Source organism: Pantoea sp. SGAir0418 (assembly GCF_043529865.1).
Genome location: NZ_CP027911.1, coordinates 3,769,185 through 3,786,520 on the forward strand (window position 1 = coordinate 3,769,185; position 17,336 = coordinate 3,786,520).

Sequence of the window (17,336 nt, forward strand, 5' to 3'; positions counted from 1 at the left end):
TGAGCCAGGTTCTGGTTAACAGCGTACAAAAAGGGCATCAAATGATGCCCTTTCCGTGTGCATTGCGTCAAATATTATCGCTATTACGCGATAACTTTAGCAACAACGCCCGCGCCAACGGTACGGCCGCCTTCGCGGATTGCGAAGCGCAGACCTTCGTCCATTGCGATTGGATGGATCAGGGTAACAACCATTTTGATGTTGTCGCCTGGCATTACCATCTCAACGCCTTCTGGCAGCTCTACTGAACCGGTTACGTCAGTGGTACGGAAGTAGAACTGTGGACGGTAGCCTTTGAAGAACGGAGTATGACGGCCGCCTTCGTCTTTAGACAGAACGTAAACTTCTGACTCGAACTGGGTGTGTGGCTTGATGGTACCTGGCTTAGCCAGAACCTGACCACGCTGGATCTCTTCACGCTTGATACCGCGCAGCAGAACACCACAGTTCTCGCCTGCCTGACCCTGGTCCAGCAATTTGCGGAACATTTCAACACCGGTACAGGTAGACTTGGCAGTCGCTTTGATACCCACGATTTCAACTTCGTCGCCCACTTTCACGATGCCGCGCTCAACACGACCGGTAACAACGGTACCACGGCCAGAGATTGAGAATACGTCTTCGATTGGCAGCAGGAACGGCAGGTCGATAGCACGGACTGGATCCGGGATGTAGTTATCCAGGTGCTCAGCCAGCTCAACGATTTTCGCTTCCCACTCAGCGTCGCCTTCCAGCGCTTTCAGCGCAGAACCGCGTACGATTGGGGTATCGTCGCCAGGGAAGTCGTAAGCAGACAGCAGGTCACGCACTTCCATCTCAACCAGTTCCAGCAGCTCTTCGTCATCAACCATGTCGCACTTGTTCAGGAACACGATGATGTAAGGAACGCCAACCTGACGACCCAGCAGGATGTGCTCACGGGTCTGAGGCATTGGGCCATCAGTCGCAGCAACAACCAGGATCGCGCCGTCCATCTGCGCAGCACCGGTGATCATGTTTTTCACATAGTCGGCGTGGCCTGGGCAGTCAACGTGTGCGTAGTGACGGGTCGGGGTTTCATATTCAACGTGAGAGGTGTTGATGGTGATACCACGAGCCTTCTCTTCTGGCGCGTTATCGATCTGATCGAATGCACGTGCCTGGCCGCCGTAGGTTTTAGCCAGAACGGTGGTGATTGCCGCAGTCAGAGTGGTTTTACCGTGGTCGACGTGACCGATGGTGCCCACGTTTACGTGCAGTTTGTTACGTTGAAATTGCTCTTTAGCCATCGCTTGTCCCTCTAAGACACGGATATATCAAAGATATCGTCACATTAACCAGGCAAAACCTGATGTTAGTTTTACAGAGAGAGAATCAGGAGAGAGATAAAGGAAGTGGTGCTGATACCCAGAGTCGAACTGGGGACCTCACCCTTACCAAGGGTGCGCTCTACCAACTGAGCCATATCAGCACATCTGGAGCGGGCAGCGGGAATCGAACCCGCATCATCAGCTTGGAAGGCTGAGGTAATAGCCATTATACGATGCCCGCATCCTGGAACTCGGCTACCTGTTCTTTCTGTAGCTTATGAATAATAAAAGAAGACCTTCTATTATTCGAGCCAGTCAGAGTTTCCGACTGACGGTGATCACGCTACTGCGCAATCTGAATTCGAAGGTGAGAGAGTTGAACTCACCCATCAGATAAGCCTTTATCTGACGCTCAACCGAGAGGTTGAGATGGTGGTGGGAGAAGGATTCGAACCTTCGAAGTCTGTGACGGCAGATTTACAGTCTGCTCCCTTTGGCCGCTCGGGAATCCCACCTACTTGATGGTGCCGGCTACCGGAATCGAACTGGTGACCTACTGATTACAAGTCAGTTGCTCTACCAACTGAGCTAAGCCGGCATCAAGTGACGCGCATTCTAGGAAGACCGGGTTCAGGATGCAACAAAAAAATTGCTAAATTTGCACTACCGCTTACTATTTGTGCAAATCCTCGCAAAACGCCCCGCCAGCGCAGCAAAAAGCAGCAAACATGGTGTGTTTTTCCGCCAGCCCACAGCCTGATTATTCTTTGATACCGCGTTAGCCTCATACTGTGATCATAAAAATGCGGGCCTGCTTACGAAAGCGTGCTCAGGTTTATCATTTTACTTCTTTTTAAAGTCACACTGGTGTTACCCTCCTGCCCATTGTTCTCGTTAAATTACCCCTGTGACGTGCAACTGAGTTCGACACATCGCTGTATGCCTGTTGCTGCAAGGTGTTGATGAGCCAGAATTTGCGGTCAGATGCATGCTTATGAGTAAAAAAACGACGCCACTGACGACGCCCTACCTGCAGTTTGATCGCCAGCAATGGGCTGCGCTGCGAGATTCCGTACCGATGACGCTGGCCGCCAGCGAAATTGAACGGCTGCGCGGTATCAATGAAGATCTTTCGCTGGAAGAAGTTGCCGAGATCTATCTGCCGCTATCACGTCTGCTGAACTTCTATATCAGTTCAAATCTGCGCCGTCAGGCGGTACTGGAGCAGTTCCTTGGCACCAATGGCCAGAAGATCCCTTACATTATCAGTATTGCCGGCAGTGTCGCCGTCGGCAAAAGCACCACCGCGCGCGTGTTACAGGCGCTGCTTAGCCGCTGGCCCGAGCACCGCAAGGTGGAACTCATCACCACCGATGGCTTTTTGCACCCTAATGCGGTGCTGAAAGAGCGCGGCCTGATGAAAAAGAAAGGCTTCCCGCAGTCGTATGATATGCATCGACTGGTGAAGTTCGTATCGGATTTGAAATCGGGCGCCAGTCAGGTCACCGCACCGGTGTATTCACACCTGATTTACGATGTCATCCCGGATGGCGATAAGGTGGTGCAGCAGCCGGACATCCTGATTCTGGAAGGGCTGAACGTCCTGCAGAGCGGTATGGATTATCCGCACGATCCGCATCATGTATTTGTCTCAGATTTCGTCGACTTTTCAATATATGTCGATGCGCCAGAAAACTTATTAGAGCGCTGGTACGTTAATCGCTTTCTTAAATTCCGCGAAGGTGCCTTCAGCGATCCGGACTCTTATTTCCACCACTATTCTCAGCTGCCTGAAGAGGAAGCAGAAAGTATTGCACGTGGATTATGGAAAGAAATTAACTGGCTGAATTTAAAAGAAAACATCTTACCTACGCGAGAGCGGGCCAGCCTGATCATGACCAAGTCTGCGGATCATGCCGTGCAAAGCGTGCGGTTACGAAAATAGTATTAAAAACGCCCTGCTTTATCAGGGCGTTTAATGCATTACTGTTTAATGTGTTAATTAGCGGGACGTAATGAGATTTCCCCACCGACCCAGGATTTAATCTCACCATCCTGTTCCAGCAATAAACCGCCCTGCTTATCAATTCCGCGCGCAATGCCATGCACTTCACGATCGCCAATCAGCAGTTTTACCGGGCGATGGATAAAGTTATCCAGCGCTTCCCAGCGGCCGACAAACGGCGCCAGCCCATCCCGTTCAAACAGCGGTAAAGCTTCACGCAGACGGTTTATCAGCCTGGCGGCGAGTTCGTTACGATTGATCTCGATGCCCGCTTCCTGCAGATTGATCCAACCCTGATTGATTTCCGCCGTGCCTTCGCCCCGCATCACCAGGTTGATCCCCGCGCCCATCACAATTTGCGCCGCATCGCCGGTTTTACCGGTGAGCTCAACCAGAATACCCGCCAGTTTACGATCCTGCAGATAGAGGTCATTTGGCCACTTAACGCGGACGTCTGCCGCGCCCAGCGACTGGATAACCTCTGCCATCACGATACCAATCACCAGACTCAGGCCCATTGCCGCAGCTGGCCCCTGCTCCAGTCGCCAGTACATGGACATGTAGAGATTGGCGCCAAACGGCGAGAACCATTTCCGTCCGCGCCGGCCGCGCCCGGCCTGTTGATATTCCGCGATGCACGCATAGCCGGAGTTCAGCTGGTCCATGCGATCGAGTAAATACTGATTCGTTGAGTCAATAACCGGAATCACCGCCAGATCCGCCTGATGCAGATGCGCCAGTATCGCCTCTTCATTCAGCAACTGAATCGGCGCTGGCAGGCTGTAACCTTTCCCTGTCACGGTGTAGACATCGAGGCCCCAGCTTTTCAGCGTCTGAATATGTTTATTCACGGCAGCGCGGCTCATACCGAGCGCTTCACCCAGCTGTTCACCAGAGTGAAATTCGCCATCGGCCAGCAGGGCGACCAGTTTTAATGGAACGCTATGATCTTTCATGAAATCACCTCGACGGCGTTACGCTCGCCCTGCGCGCCAATAAACCGCACCTCAGGCTCCAGCCACACGGCAAATTTTTTCCCCACCTCCTGACGCACATGATGGGCCAGGGCGACAATATCCTGCGGTGTGGCATTGTCTTCATTGATCAGTACCAGTGCCTGCTGACGATGCACCGCAGCGCCGCCAAGACGATAGCCTTTCAACGCACACTGATCGATCAGCCAACCCGCGGCCAGCTTGACCTCACCACTGTGCTGTGGATAGTGCGGCATAGCAGGATAGTGCGTGAGCAATGCCTCTGCCTGCTGAGCGGAAATCAGGGGGTTTTTAAAGAAACTGCCTACATTGCCTGTTACGCGCGGATCGGGCAGCTTACTTTGCCGCATATGGCACACCGCATTGAATACGTCCCACGCGCATACGGTGGCGGGATTGAGCTTCGCCAGATCGCCATAGCTCAGCACCGGTTTCCACTGCTTGGCCAGACGCAGCCCGACGGCCACAATCACATAGTCATGCTTCATCGCGTGTTTGAAGATGCTGTCGCGATAGCCAAACTGGCACTCATCACGGTGCAGACGCGTGACTGTGCTATCCGGCAGGTGTAACACCTCGACGTACTGGCAAATATCTTTAAATTCAACACCGTAAGCGCCAATGTTCTGGATGGGTGCCGATCCCGTCACGCCTGGAATCAGCGCCAGATTTTCCAGCCCGGTGAGGCCTTTCTTTAGAGTGTGCTCAACCAACTGATGCCAGTTTTCGCCAGCACCAACGTGCAGATGCCAGGCTTCGTCGTGCTCTTCCAGGGTGATGCCTTTAATCGCGTTAATCACCACGCAGCCGGCAAAATCTTCGAGGAACAGGACATTACTGCCCTCGCCAAGCACCATAAACGGCTGATTATTTTGCTGGCTGGCGTGCCAGGCAGAGGAAATGGCTTCTGCGCTATCCGCAACAACAAGCTTTTCAGCCGCGATTGCAAGACCCAGTGTGTTGAACGCTTTCAGGGAAGTCTGAGGGCTGGACATGTTACGGCCTTTACTGATTAATCTGGCCGTAGTTTACCCGATTGCACGGTTTTACAGTGGGGAGTTTTCGCGTTTTTAGCGGGAAATTTGCCGGAGTACGGACGTAAAAAAGCCCCTGACTCTCGTCCGGGGCTTCTTTACTGGTTTGATGCCTGGCAGTTCCCTACTCTCGCATGGGGAGGCCCCACACTACCATCGGCGCTACGGCGTTTCACTTCTGAGTTCGGCATGGGGTCAGGTGGGACCACCGCGCTGTTGCCGCCAGGCAAATTCTGTTTTCGTCCGCGTCTTTCGCGCTCTGACTGCGTTGCCCCGCTCGCGCCGCTCAGTCACATACTCGTGTATGCTCCTTCACGTCGTCTCGCGTGCCGCCTTGTCACAGCACAAAATCCACTGGACGTAATCCGGTGAACAAAGCTGAAAATTCTTCTTCGGTCTCTCAGACCAAAACGCCTCTGGCGTTGTAAGGTTAAGCCTCACGGGTCATTAGTACCGGTTAGCTCAACGCATCGCTGCGCTTACACACCCGGCCTATCAACGTCGTCGTCTTCAACGTCCCTTCAGGACCCTTAAAGGGTCAGGGAGAACTCATCTCGGGGCAAGTTTCGTGCTTAGATGCTTTCAGCACTTATCTCTTCCGCACTTAGCTACCGGGCAGTGCCATTGGCATGACAACCCGAACACCAGCGGTGCGTTCACTCCGGTCCTCTCGTACTAGGAGCAACCCCCCTCAATTCTCCAGCGCCCACGGCAGATAGGGACCGAACTGTCTCACGACGTTCTAAACCCAGCTCGCGTACCACTTTAAACGGCGAACAGCCGTACCCTTGGGACCTACTTCAGCCCCAGGATGTGATGAGCCGACATCGAGGTGCCAAACACCGCCGTCGATATGAACTCTTGGGCGGTATCAGCCTGTTATCCCCGGAGTACCTTTTATCCGTTGAGCGATGGCCCTTCCATTCAGAACCACCGGATCACTATGACCTGCTTTCGCACCTGCTCGAGCCGTCACTCTCGCAGTCAAGCTGGCTTATGCCATTGCACTAACCTCCTGATGTCCGACCAGGATTAGCCAACCTTCGTGCTCCTCCGTTACGCTTTGGGAGGAGACCGCCCCAGTCAAACTACCCACCAGACACTGTCCGCAGCCCGGATCACGGGCCTACGTTAGAACATCAAACATTAAAGGGTGGTATTTCAAGGTTGGCTCCACGCAGACTGGCGTCCGCGCTTCAAAGCCTCCCACCTATCCTACACATCAAGGCTCAATGTTCAGTGTCAAGCTATAGTAAAGGTTCACGGGGTCTTTCCGTCTTGCCGCGGGTACACTGCATCTTCACAGCGATTTCAATTTCACTGAGTCTCGGGTGGAGACAGCCTGGCCATCATTACGCCATTCGTGCAGGTCGGAACTTACCCGACAAGGAATTTCGCTACCTTAGGACCGTTATAGTTACGGCCGCCGTTTACCGGGGCTTCGATCAAGAGCTTCTCCTTGCGGATAACCCCATCAATTAACCTTCCGGCACCGGGCAGGCGTCACACCGTATACGTCCACTTTCGTGTTTGCACAGTGCTGTGTTTTTAATAAACAGTTGCAGCCAGCTGGTATCTTCGACTGGCCTCGGCTCCGGGAGCAAGTCCCTTCACCTACGCGCCAGCGTGCCTTCTCCCGAAGTTACGGCACCATTTTGCCTAGTTCCTTCACCCGAGTTCTCTCAAGCGCCTTGGTATTCTCTACCTGACCACCTGTGTCGGTTTGGGGTACGATTTCGTGTTACCTGGAGCTTAGAGGCTTTTCCTGGAAGCAGGGCATCAGTTACTTCACCGCCGTGGCGGCTCGTCGTCACGCCTCAGTGTTAAAGAAGACCGGATTTGCCTGGTCTTCACACCTGCACGCTTAAACCGGGACAACCGTCGCCCGGATAACCTAGCCTTCTCCGTCCCCCCTTCGCAGTAACACCAAGTACAGGAATATTAACCTGTTTCCCATCGACTACGCTTTTCAGCCTCGCCTTAGGGGTCGACTCACCCTGCCCCGATTAACGTTGGACAGGAACCCTTGGTCTTCCGGCGAGCGGGCTTTTCACCCGCTTTATCGTTACTTATGTCAGCATTCGCACTTCTGATACCTCCAGCATGCCTCACAGCACACCTTCAGCGGCTTACAGAACGCTCCCCTACCCAACAACACATAGTGTCGCTGCCGCAGCTTCGGTGCATGGTTTAGCCCCGTTACATCTTCCGCGCAGGCCGACTCGACCAGTGAGCTATTACGCTTTCTTTAAATGATGGCTGCTTCTAAGCCAACATCCTGGCTGTCTGTGCCTTCCCACATCGTTTCCCACTTAACCATGACTTTGGGACCTTAGCTGGCGGTCTGGGTTGTTTCCCTCTTCACGACGGACGTTAGCACCCGCCGTGTGTCTCCCGTGATAACATTCTCCGGTATTCGCAGTTTGCATCGGGTTGGTAAGCCGGGATGGCCCCCTAGCCGAAACAGTGCTCTACCCCCGGAGATGAGTTCACGAGGCGCTACCTAAATAGCTTTCGGGGAGAACCAGCTATCTCCCGGTTTGATTGGCCTTTCACCCCCAGCCACAAGTCATCCGCTAATTTTTCAACATTAGTCGGTTCGGTCCTCCAGTTAGTGTTACCCAACCTTCAACCTGCCCATGGCTAGATCACCGGGTTTCGGGTCTATACCCTGCAACTTAACGCCCAATTAAGACTCGGTTTCCCTTCGGCTCCCCTATGCGGTTAACCTTGCTACAGAATATAAGTCGCTGACCCATTATACAAAAGGTACGCAGTCACCTAACAGGTAGGCTCCCACTGCTTGTACGTACACGGTTTCAGGTTCTGTTTCACTCCCCTCGCCGGGGTTCTTTTCGCCTTTCCCTCACGGTACTGGTTCACTATCGGTCAGTCAGGAGTATTTAGCCTTGGAGGATGGTCCCCCCATGTTCAGACAGGATACCACGTGTCCCGCCCTACTCGTCGGACTCACAGCTCATGCATCTTCGTGTACGGGGCTGTCACCCGGTATCGCGCGACTTTCCAGACGCTTCCACTGATGCACAAGCTGATTCAGGTCCTGGGCTGCTCCCCGTTCGCTCGCCGCTACTGGGGGAATCTCGGTTGATTTCTTTTCCTCGGGGTACTTAGATGTTTCAGTTCCCCCGGTTCGCCTCGTTTGACTATGTATTCATCAAACGATGATGCACAGAGTGCACCGGGTTTCCCCATTCGGACATCGACGGCTGTAGCGGTTCATATCACCTTACCGTCGCTTTTCGCAGATTAGCACGTCCTTCATCGCCTCTGACTGCCAGGGCATCCACCGTGTACGCTTAGTCGCTTAACCTCACAACCCACAGGCGTTTTGCAACGCTGCAGACTGCAAGCATTTGAGAGACTCGAACGCATCGTTGCTTCATTCTTATTACGGAGAATGAATACGACGCGTCGTTTCAATTTTCAGCTTGTTCCGGATTGTTAAAGAGCAATATCTCAAACACGACGTTACCGTCAGTTTTGAGATATTCTGTGGAGACACCTTTCACCTGTCACCAAGCAGTGGCGTCCCCTAGGGGATTCGAACCCCTGTTGCCGCCGTGAAAGGGCGGAGTCCTAACCGCTAGACGAAGGGGACACAAAGTGTCACGACTTCGCAGCCGTCCTGCTCGTTACTTTTCTATCAGACAATCTGTGTGAGCACTTCGCGGGAAGGTATCTTCAGGTAAGGAGGTGATCCAACCGCAGGTTCCCCTACGGTTACCTTGTTACGACTTCACCCCAGTCATGAATCACAAAGTGGTAAGCGCCCTCCCGAAGGTTAAGCTACCTACTTCTTTTGCAACCCACTCCCATGGTGTGACGGGCGGTGTGTACAAGGCCCGGGAACGTATTCACCGTAGCATTCTGATCTACGATTACTAGCGATTCCGACTTCATGGAGTCGAGTTGCAGACTCCAATCCGGACTACGACGCACTTTATGAGGTCCGCTTGCTCTCGCGAGGTTGCTTCTCTTTGTATGCGCCATTGTAGCACGTGTGTAGCCCTGGCCGTAAGGGCCATGATGACTTGACGTCATCCCCACCTTCCTCCGGTTTATCACCGGCAGTCTCTTTTGAGTTCCCGGCCGAACCGCTGGCAACAAAGGATAAGGGTTGCGCTCGTTGCGGGACTTAACCCAACATTTCACAACACGAGCTGACGACAGCCATGCAGCACCTGTCTCAGAGTTCCCGAAGGCACCAAAGCATCTCTGCTAAGTTCTCTGGATGTCAAGGCCAGGTAAGGTTCTTCGCGTTGCATCGAATTAAACCACATGCTCCACCGCTTGTGCGGGCCCCCGTCAATTCATTTGAGTTTTAACCTTGCGGCCGTACTCCCCAGGCGGTCGACTTAACGCGTTAGCTCCGGAAGCCACGCCTCAAGGGCACAACCTCCAAGTCGACATCGTTTACGGCGTGGACTACCAGGGTATCTAATCCTGTTTGCTCCCCACGCTTTCGCACCTGAGCGTCAGTCTTCGTCCAGGGGGCCGCCTTCGCCACCGGTATTCCTCCAGATCTCTACGCATTTCACCGCTACACCTGGAATTCTACCCCCCTCTACGAGACTCAAGCCTGCCAGTTTCAAATGCAGTTCCCAGGTTAAGCCCGGGGATTTCACATCTGACTTAACAGACCGCCTGCGTGCGCTTTACGCCCAGTAATTCCGATTAACGCTTGCACCCTCCGTATTACCGCGGCTGCTGGCACGGAGTTAGCCGGTGCTTCTTCTGCGGGTAACGTCAATCGGCAAGGTTATTAACCTCACCGCCTTCCTCCCCGCTGAAAGTACTTTACAACCCGAAGGCCTTCTTCATACACGCGGCATGGCTGCATCAGGCTTGCGCCCATTGTGCAATATTCCCCACTGCTGCCTCCCGTAGGAGTCTGGACCGTGTCTCAGTTCCAGTGTGGCTGGTCATCCTCTCAGACCAGCTAGGGATCGTCGCCTAGGTGAGCCATTACCCCACCTACTAGCTAATCCCATCTGGGCACATCCGATGGTGTGAGGCCCGAAGGTCCCCCACTTTGGTCTCGCGACGTTATGCGGTATTAGCTACCGTTTCCAGTAGTTATCCCCCTCCATCGGGCAGTTTCCCAGACATTACTCACCCGTCCGCCACTCGCCACCCAAAGAGCAAGCTCTTCTGTGCTGCCGTTCGACTTGCATGTGTTAGGCCTGCCGCCAGCGTTCAATCTGAGCCATGATCAAACTCTTCAATTTAAAGTTTGATTTGCTGCAACGTGTGCAGCGATGCTCTGTGAATTAAACTTCGTAATGAATTACGTGTTCACTCAGCAAAGACTTGATATTTTTTACGTCTGGAGACGCTGATATCAATCCTGCGAGTGCCCACACAGATTGTCTGATAAATTGTTAAAGAGCGGTGCGACGCGGCGTTCGGCCTGCTGTCGCGAGGTGGCGTATATTACGCTTTCCTCCTTCAGAGTCAAACACTTTTTTCAGCGTTTTTCTCCGGCGGGGTGAATCACTTCACGCCCTGCTGAGCCGCCTGCGTTGCCGCTTTGCCGTCTCAGTGGTGGCGCATTATAGGGAGTTAATTCTGGCTGACAAGGGTTTATTGCAAAAAAATGATCGTTCGGCCTAAATTTCACCACTACGCGTTATTTTGCGGCAATTTGCCTGGTAACTGTGCGAAATCCTGGGAAAAACGCGTGACTTTCTCCCAGTCAGTGTATTCAACTTCTTTGGTGGTATCCGTTTCGCCGCCGGTCATACGCATAATGAACTGAATCATGATGCGATCGAACCAGCGATAGCGTGGATAGCGCAGCGCACCGGCAAACACCGCACAGCGATCCGGTTGCCACGGTGATTGCGCCAGGAACTTACGCGTATAGGCATTGGTTTCCGGCGTGCACTTATCGGCTTTGCGCGCAGTAAGATTGACGCTGAAAAAGCCGCTGACGCGCTGCTGCAGTTCCGCCTTATGTTGCGTGACGAATTTCATCAGCTCGGGCTGGAAATGACCATAGCGGATCGAGGCACCAATCAGCACGCGATCATACTGTGCCCACTCCACCTGCGGTGCCTGCGCCAGATCCAGCACATCACACAGCTGCTGCGGTGTCAGCGTGCGGGCAATACGCGCCGCGATTTCACGGGTTTGCCCGTCGCGGCTGGAATAAAGAATTAACGCTTTCATCACTCATTCCTGTTTTATTATTCGCGCCAGAAGGTGGGCGTGAACAGCACCAGCAGCGTGAACACTTCAAGGCGTCCAAACAGCATGGTGGAGATTAAAATCCACTTGGCGACATCATTCATCGACGTGAAGTTATCTGCCACCACACCCAGCCCCGGGCCAAGGTTATTCAGCGTCGCCGCCACCGCGGCGAAGGCCGAGAAGTCATCCACACCGGTGGCGATAATCGCCAGCATGCTGACCAGAAACACCAGCGCGTAAGCCGAGAAAAAGCCCCACACCGCTTCGAGAATACGTTCCGGCAGCGCACGGTTGCCCAGCTTAATGGTATAGACCGCATTGGGATGCACCAGGCGTTTCAGTTCGCGCGACCCTTGCTTGCACAGCAGCAGAATACGAATCACCTTCAGGCCACCGCCGGTCGAACCCGCCATACCGCCGATAAAGGCTGAACACAGCAGCAGCACCGGCAGGAACAGCGGCCAGCGCGCAATACTGTCGGTGGTAAAGCCCGCCGTCGTCGCCATCGATACCACCTGGAAAAACGCCTGATTGAGGGTTTGCCAGCCGCTGGAATAGACATTATGGAACCACAGCACCAGGGTACAAATCAGCACCAGCGTCAGCTGCACGCCAATGAACATGCGGAATTCCGGATCGCGCCAGTAGACTTTCAGGTTTCGCCCGCTGAGCAACGAGAAGTGCAGGCCGTAGTTACAGCCGGAGATCAGCAGGAAAATCGCCACGATGGTATTAATGGTCGGGCTATTGAAGTAGCCGATGCTGGCATCATGGGTAGAAAAACCGCCGATGGCGATGGTCGAAAAGCTGTGGCCGATAGCATCAAACATCGGCATGCCCGCCAGCCACAGCGCCAGCGCACAGACCACCGTCAGCAGCACGTAAATCAGCCACAGGGTTTTCGCCGTTTCGGCAATGCGCGGGCGCATTTTGTTATCTTTCAGCGGTCCCGGCATCTCGGCGCGGTACAGCTGCATGCCGCCGACGCCGAGAATCGGCAGAATGGCCACCGCCAGCACGATGATCCCCATGCCGCCAAGCCACTGCAGCATCTGGCGATAGAACAGAATGGCTTTGGGCAGCGAGTCGAGCCCTACTAACGTAGTGGCACCGGTGGTGGTTAAGCCCGAGAAGGATTCGAAGAAGGCGTCGGTCACCGACAGGTGTGGCTGCTCGGCGAAGATAAACGGCATTGCCCCCACGCTGCCCAGCACGGTCCAGAACAGCACTACAATCAGAAAGCCTTCACGCGGTTTCAGCTCACTCTTTTGTTTGCGGTTGGGCCACCACAGCAGCGAACCGATGACGATCGCCATCATAAACGTCTGACTGAACGCGCGCCCGGCACCGTCGCGATAAATCAGGGCCACTAAGCCAGGCAGGATCATGGTTACCGAGAACAGAATCACCAGCAGGCCCACGATGCGGGTAATGGCGCGAAAATGCATTCAGCCGTTTCCTTTAAACAGATGCGGTTAGTTGTCCAGCGGGATCAGCGCCAAAGCGCCCCGGCTGTAATCAGAAAGGTTTTGCCTGAAGCCATCAATCTGCGGATGGGGCAACGCCAGACGTAGCGTAATGCGATCCTGATAATGGCTCTGTTCAATGCTGCCGTCAAAACGCTGCAGCAGACGCTCTATATCGCTCAGCTGCGCATAGTCACACTGCAGGGTAAAACGTTGCATCGGCACTTTGCGCTGGCGCGTCAGCAGCTTCAGCCCCTGCTGCACGCCGCCACCGTAGGCTTTCACCAGCCCGCCGGTGCCCAGCATGATACCGCCATAATAGCGCACCACCACGGCGGTGATCTCGCCCACGCCGCTGCCCATCAGCTGCGCCAGCATCGGCTTACCGGCCGTGCCGGAGGGTTCGCCATCGTCAGAAAACCCCAGCTGTTGTGAATCATCGGGCGCGCCCGCCACCCAGGCCCAGCAGTGATGCCGCGCGGTCGGGTGTTCGTGCTTTACCTGCTGCACAAAGGCGCGCGCAGCGGCCACCCCATCGGTATGCGCCAGCAGGGTAATAAAGCGGCTCTTTTTGATGGTCTCCTCGCTGAGACTGACGGCCTCAGCGGGAATGTCGTAAGCGTCCATCAGGCCAGATGCAAGTCACGTGTCATGTTTTCGATGCGGCTGGCGTGAATCACCACATTATCCTCAATACGAATGCCCCCGTACGGCTTCAGGGCATCAATCGCCTGCCAGTCAAAGTGCTGACTAAACTTACCGCTGCGCAGCGGCGCCAGCAGTGAATCGATAATATAGAAGCCCGGTTCAATGGTCAGCACCATGCCCGGCTGCAGCACCCGCGTACAGCGCAGATAAGGATACTGCGATGGCGCTGCCAGATGCGTGCCGCTGTCGTCCTGCATAAACCCGGCAACGTCGTGCACCTGCAGGCCCAGCGGATGGCCGAGGCCGTGCGGCATAAACGGCCCGGTGAGGTTTTCCGCCACCAGCGTCTCTTCGCTCAGCCCCTGCACCAGTTCAAACTTCAGCAGCAGACGCGCGATACGCTGATGCATTTGCAGATGGTAATCGGTATAGCGCACGCCGGCTTTCAGCGTGGCGATCAGCGCCAGCTCTTCTTTATTCATCGCAGCAACCATTTCCGCGTAGCGCGTTTTGCTCTGCGCCGCGTAGCTGCGCGTCAGGTCTGCCGCATAGCCAAGATACTCTGCGCCGGCATCAATCAGGAAGCTGTGACGTTTCGCCGGCGGCTGATGGTCAAGCCGGGTGTAGTGCAGCACTGCAGCATGTTCATTCAGCGCGATGATATTGCCATACGGTACATCAATGTCACGGTGGCCGGTGGCGGTCAGATAGGCAAGATTGATATCAAACTCGCTCATGCCGGAGAAGAATGCCTCTTTCGCTGCGCGATGGCCTGCCACCGCCAGCTTCTGCGCTTCGCGCATACAGGCCAGCTCGTAATCGGTTTTGATGCTGCGATGATAATGCAGGAAGTCGATCACGCCCTGAGGATTGATCCCCTCGCTGCGGATGCCCAGCTGGGTGGCGCGGGACGGTACCGGCCCGATATAGGCCACATTGTCGCGCTGTGCCGGCAACAGCTGAGCGATATCGTCAGCGTTTTTCAGGCCGATGACCTCGACATCCTGGGTCCAGAAGCTGTCCGGCAGTGGCTCGACGTTGTGCCAGTAATCGACCGGCGAGTAGAACCACAGTTTGGGTTTATTCACGCCATCGATCCACAGCCAGCAGTTGGGCACCTGGGTCACTGGCACCCAGGCTTTAAACTGGGGATTCACCTTAAACGGATAGTCATGATCGTCAAGAAATACGGTCAGCAACTCGCCTGAATGAATCAGCATGGCGTCCAGCTTAAAGCGCGCCAGCACCTGTTGCGCACGCTGCTGCAGCGTTGAAATATGCGCGTGATACAGGGTTTTCAGTGAATCCATGGACTTGTCTCCGATGTCGCGAAAGTGGCGGCAGTGTAGCACAGCCGCGCGGGGGATGCCGTGCTGCGCGCGCTGTGATCGCCGTATCAAATAAGCAAACTCTCGTTTGCAAAAAATTAACATGACACCCACACTCCTGATCATCTGGTATGACCAGATCACCTTTCGCGTTTCAGGAGACGGACATGCTCTACCAAGGCGATACCCTTTCAGTGCACTGGCTTGACGATGGCATCGCCGAGCTGGTTTTTGATGCGCCCGGTTCGGTGAACAAACTTGATACCAAAACCGTCGCCGCCTTAGGCGAGGCGCTGAGCGTACTGGAGCAGCAAAGCACGCTGCGCGGCCTGCTGCTCTCTTCCGCCAAACCGGCGTTTATTGTCGGGGCGGATATCACAGAATTCCTGTCGCTGTTTGATGCGCCCGCTGAGCAGCTTAGCCAGTGGCTGACATTCGCCAACAGCATCTTTAATCGTCTGGAAGATTTGCCGGTGCCAACCATCGCCGCCATCGACGGCTACGCGCTGGGCGGGGGCTGCGAGTGTGTGCTGGCGACCGACTTCCGCGTGGCCACGCCCACCGCGCGCATTGGCCTGCCGGAAACCAAACTCGGCATTATGCCGGGCTTCGGCGGCAGCGTGCGTCTGCCGCGCCTGCTCGGTGCCGACAGCGCGCTGGAGATCATCGCCGCCGGTAAAGATATTGATGGCCCGGGCGCGCTGAAGCTCGGTCTGGTGGATGCGGTGGTCAGCAGCGAGAAGCTGCGCAGCGCGGCGCTGACCATGCTGCAGGATGCCATAGCCCAGGGCAGCTGGCAGGCGCGTCGTGCGCCGAAGCTGGCACCGCTTAAGCTCAGCCCGATTGAAGCTGCGATGAGTTTTACCCTCGCCAAAAGCATGGTGCAGCAAACCGCCGGTAAACACTATCCGGCCCCGATCGCCGCGGTGCGAACCATCGAAGCGGCGGCGGGCTTAGGTCGTGATGATGCGCTGAAGCTGGAAACCGCTGCTTTTGTGCCGCTGGCGCAGAGTGATGTGGCACGCGCGCTGGTCGGCATCTTCCTCAATGACCAGTACGTAAAAGGCCTGGCGAAGAAACACAGCAGCGCGGCCGGCACGCCAGAGCAGGCGGCGGTACTGGGCGCAGGCATTATGGGCGGCGGGATCGCCTGGCAGTCGGCCTGGAAAGGCGTGCCGGTGAAGATGAAAGATATTAATCCGCAGGCGCTGACGCTGGGCATGAATGAAGCCAGCAAGCTGCTTAACAAGCAGCTGGAGCGCGGCAAAATTGACGGCACGAAGCTGGCGAGCGTGCTGGCGAGCATTCAGCCGACGCTGGATTACAGCGGCTTTGATCGCGCCAATGTGGTGGTCGAAGCGGTGGTCGAGAACCCGCAAATCAAAGCTAAAGTGCTGGCTGAAACCGAGCAGCAGCTGCGGGATGATGCCGTGCTGGCCTCAAATACCTCTACCATTCCAATCAGCCAGCTGGCGCAGGCACTGCAGCGTCCGCAAAATTTCTGCGGCATGCACTTCTTTAATCCGGTGCCGCGTATGCCGCTGGTCGAAGTGATTCGCGGTACGCAAACCTCTGAAGCCACCATCAGCAAAGTGGTGGCGTGGGCCAGCAAGATGGGCAAAACACCGATTGTGGTGAATGACTGTCCCGGCTTCTTTGTGAACCGCGTGCTGTTCCCCTACTTTGCCGCCTTCAGCCTGCTACTGCGCGACGGCGCGGACTTCCGCCAGATCGATAAAGTGATGGAGAAGCAGTTTGGCTGGCCGATGGGGCCGGCGTGGCTGCTGGACGTGGTGGGCATTGATACCGCGCATCATGCGCAACAGGTGATGGCCCAGGGCTTCCCGTCGCGCATGCAGAAAGATTACCGCGATGCCATTGATGTGCTGTTTGAAGCCAAACGCTACGGCCAGAAAAACGGTCAGGGCTTTTACCGCTGGGAACAGGACAAAAAAGGCAAAGCGCAGAAGCGCGCCGATGCAGATGTCGATGCGCTGCTGGAGCCGGTATGTGAACCGAAGCGGGTATTCAGCGATGAAGAGATCGCCAACCGCATGATGCTGCCGATGCTCAACGAAGTGGTGCGCTGCCTCGAAGAAAACATCATCGCTTCCCCCGCCGAGGCCGATATGGCGCTGGTGTACGGCTTAGGCTTCCCGCCGTTCCGCGGTGGCGCGTTCCGCTATATGGATACGCTGGGCATCAGCAATGTCGTCGATCAGGCCAAACGCTACCTCGCGCTCGGCCCGCTGTACGCGCTGCCTGAGCTGCTGGTCCAGAAAGCCCACCAGCATCAGAGCTGGTATCCCGTCGCTCAACCGATTGACGCAGCGGCGCTGCAAACTGCCTGAGGTAATG

General features: G+C 55.3%; 9 protein-coding genes, 5 tRNA genes and 3 rRNA genes. 2 read left to right on the plus strand and 15 right to left on the minus strand.

The annotated features are described in order from the left end of the window. Nucleotides 1–83 precede the first annotated feature (83 nt). From tuf to C1N84_RS17585, 5 genes are all read right to left on the minus strand, one after another. Nucleotides 84–1,268 (minus strand): elongation factor Tu, encoded by a 1,185-nt coding sequence (gene tuf / locus C1N84_RS17565; protein WP_022547082.1) that lies wholly within the window; start codon nt 1,266–1,268, stop codon nt 84–86. A gap of 106 nt (nt 1,269–1,374) precedes the next feature. Next, nucleotides 1,375–1,450 (minus strand) — tRNA-Thr (locus C1N84_RS17570). A 5-nt stretch (nt 1,451–1,455) separates the two neighbouring features. Next, a tRNA-Gly gene (locus C1N84_RS17575) sits at nt 1,456–1,530 on the minus strand. Between the two features lie 189 nt (nt 1,531–1,719). Next, a tRNA-Tyr gene (locus tag C1N84_RS17580) sits at nt 1,720–1,804 on the minus strand. Nucleotides 1,805–1,811: 7 nt separating this feature from the next. Next, a tRNA-Thr gene (locus tag C1N84_RS17585) sits at nt 1,812–1,887 on the minus strand. Between the two features lie 396 nt (nt 1,888–2,283). Between C1N84_RS17585 and coaA the strand changes: the two genes are divergently transcribed. Further along, nucleotides 2,284–3,234 carry a type I pantothenate kinase gene (gene coaA, locus C1N84_RS17590; protein WP_058759911.1) on the plus strand — a complete coding sequence of 317 codons (951 nt, stop codon included), beginning with the start codon at nt 2,284–2,286 and terminating at the stop codon, nt 3,232–3,234. Between the two features lie 53 nt (nt 3,235–3,287). On the opposite strand, the gene birA is transcribed toward coaA, so the two are convergent. The 10 genes from birA to pepQ all read right to left on the minus strand — a co-directional run bounded on the left by birA (nt 3,288) and on the right by pepQ (nt 14,960). After that, a complete protein-coding gene (gene birA, locus C1N84_RS17595) occupies nt 3,288–4,250 on the minus strand; it encodes a bifunctional biotin--[acetyl-CoA-carboxylase] ligase/biotin operon repressor BirA (RefSeq protein WP_058759910.1) in 963 nt (320 codons plus the stop codon). After that, the gene (gene murB, locus C1N84_RS17600; protein ID WP_058769985.1) at nt 4,247–5,284 is read right to left on the minus strand and encodes a UDP-N-acetylmuramate dehydrogenase; all 1,038 of its coding nucleotides are present in this window, start codon (nt 5,282–5,284) and stop codon (nt 4,247–4,249) included. Before murB ends, birA begins: the two co-directional genes overlap by 4 nt. Nucleotides 5,285–5,434: 150 nt before the next feature. Then, nucleotides 5,435–5,550: ribosomal RNA gene (gene rrf / locus C1N84_RS17605) — 5S ribosomal RNA — on the minus strand. A 199-nt stretch (nt 5,551–5,749) separates the two neighbouring features. Further along, a 23S ribosomal RNA gene (locus C1N84_RS17610) occupies nt 5,750–8,654 on the minus strand. Nucleotides 8,655–8,867: 213 nt separating this feature from the next. After that, a tRNA-Glu gene (locus tag C1N84_RS17615) sits at nt 8,868–8,942 on the minus strand. 88 nt (nt 8,943–9,030) lie between these two features. Further along, nucleotides 9,031–10,572, minus strand: a 16S ribosomal RNA gene (locus C1N84_RS17620). The 16S, 23S and 5S rRNA genes sit together here with 1 tRNA gene alongside, the layout of an rRNA operon. A 394-nt stretch (nt 10,573–10,966) precedes the next feature. After that, nucleotides 10,967–11,515: a menaquinone-dependent protoporphyrinogen IX dehydrogenase gene (hemG, locus tag C1N84_RS17625; RefSeq protein ID WP_264441773.1), complete on the minus strand. Its 549-nt coding sequence runs from the start codon at nt 11,513–11,515 to the stop codon at nt 10,967–10,969. A 17-nt stretch (nt 11,516–11,532) separates the two neighbouring features. Beyond that, nucleotides 11,533–12,984, minus strand: a complete 1,452-nt coding sequence (trkH, locus tag C1N84_RS17630; RefSeq protein ID WP_264441774.1) for a Trk system potassium transporter TrkH — start codon at nt 12,982–12,984, stop codon at nt 11,533–11,535. A gap of 27 nt (nt 12,985–13,011) precedes the next feature. Beyond that, nucleotides 13,012–13,629 (minus strand): IMPACT family protein, encoded by a 618-nt coding sequence (locus C1N84_RS17635; RefSeq protein ID WP_058771082.1) that lies wholly within the window; start codon nt 13,627–13,629, stop codon nt 13,012–13,014. Then, nucleotides 13,629–14,960: a Xaa-Pro dipeptidase gene (pepQ, locus tag C1N84_RS17640; RefSeq protein WP_058758128.1), complete on the minus strand. Its 1,332-nt coding sequence runs from the start codon at nt 14,958–14,960 to the stop codon at nt 13,629–13,631. The genes C1N84_RS17635 and pepQ overlap by 1 nt, the downstream gene beginning before the upstream one ends. Nucleotides 14,961–15,145: 185 nt before the next feature. Between pepQ and fadB the strand changes: the two genes are divergently transcribed. After that, nucleotides 15,146–17,329: a fatty acid oxidation complex subunit alpha FadB gene (gene fadB, locus C1N84_RS17645; protein ID WP_264441777.1), complete on the plus strand. Its 2,184-nt coding sequence runs from the start codon at nt 15,146–15,148 to the stop codon at nt 17,327–17,329. Nucleotides 17,330–17,336: the final 7 nt, after the last annotated feature.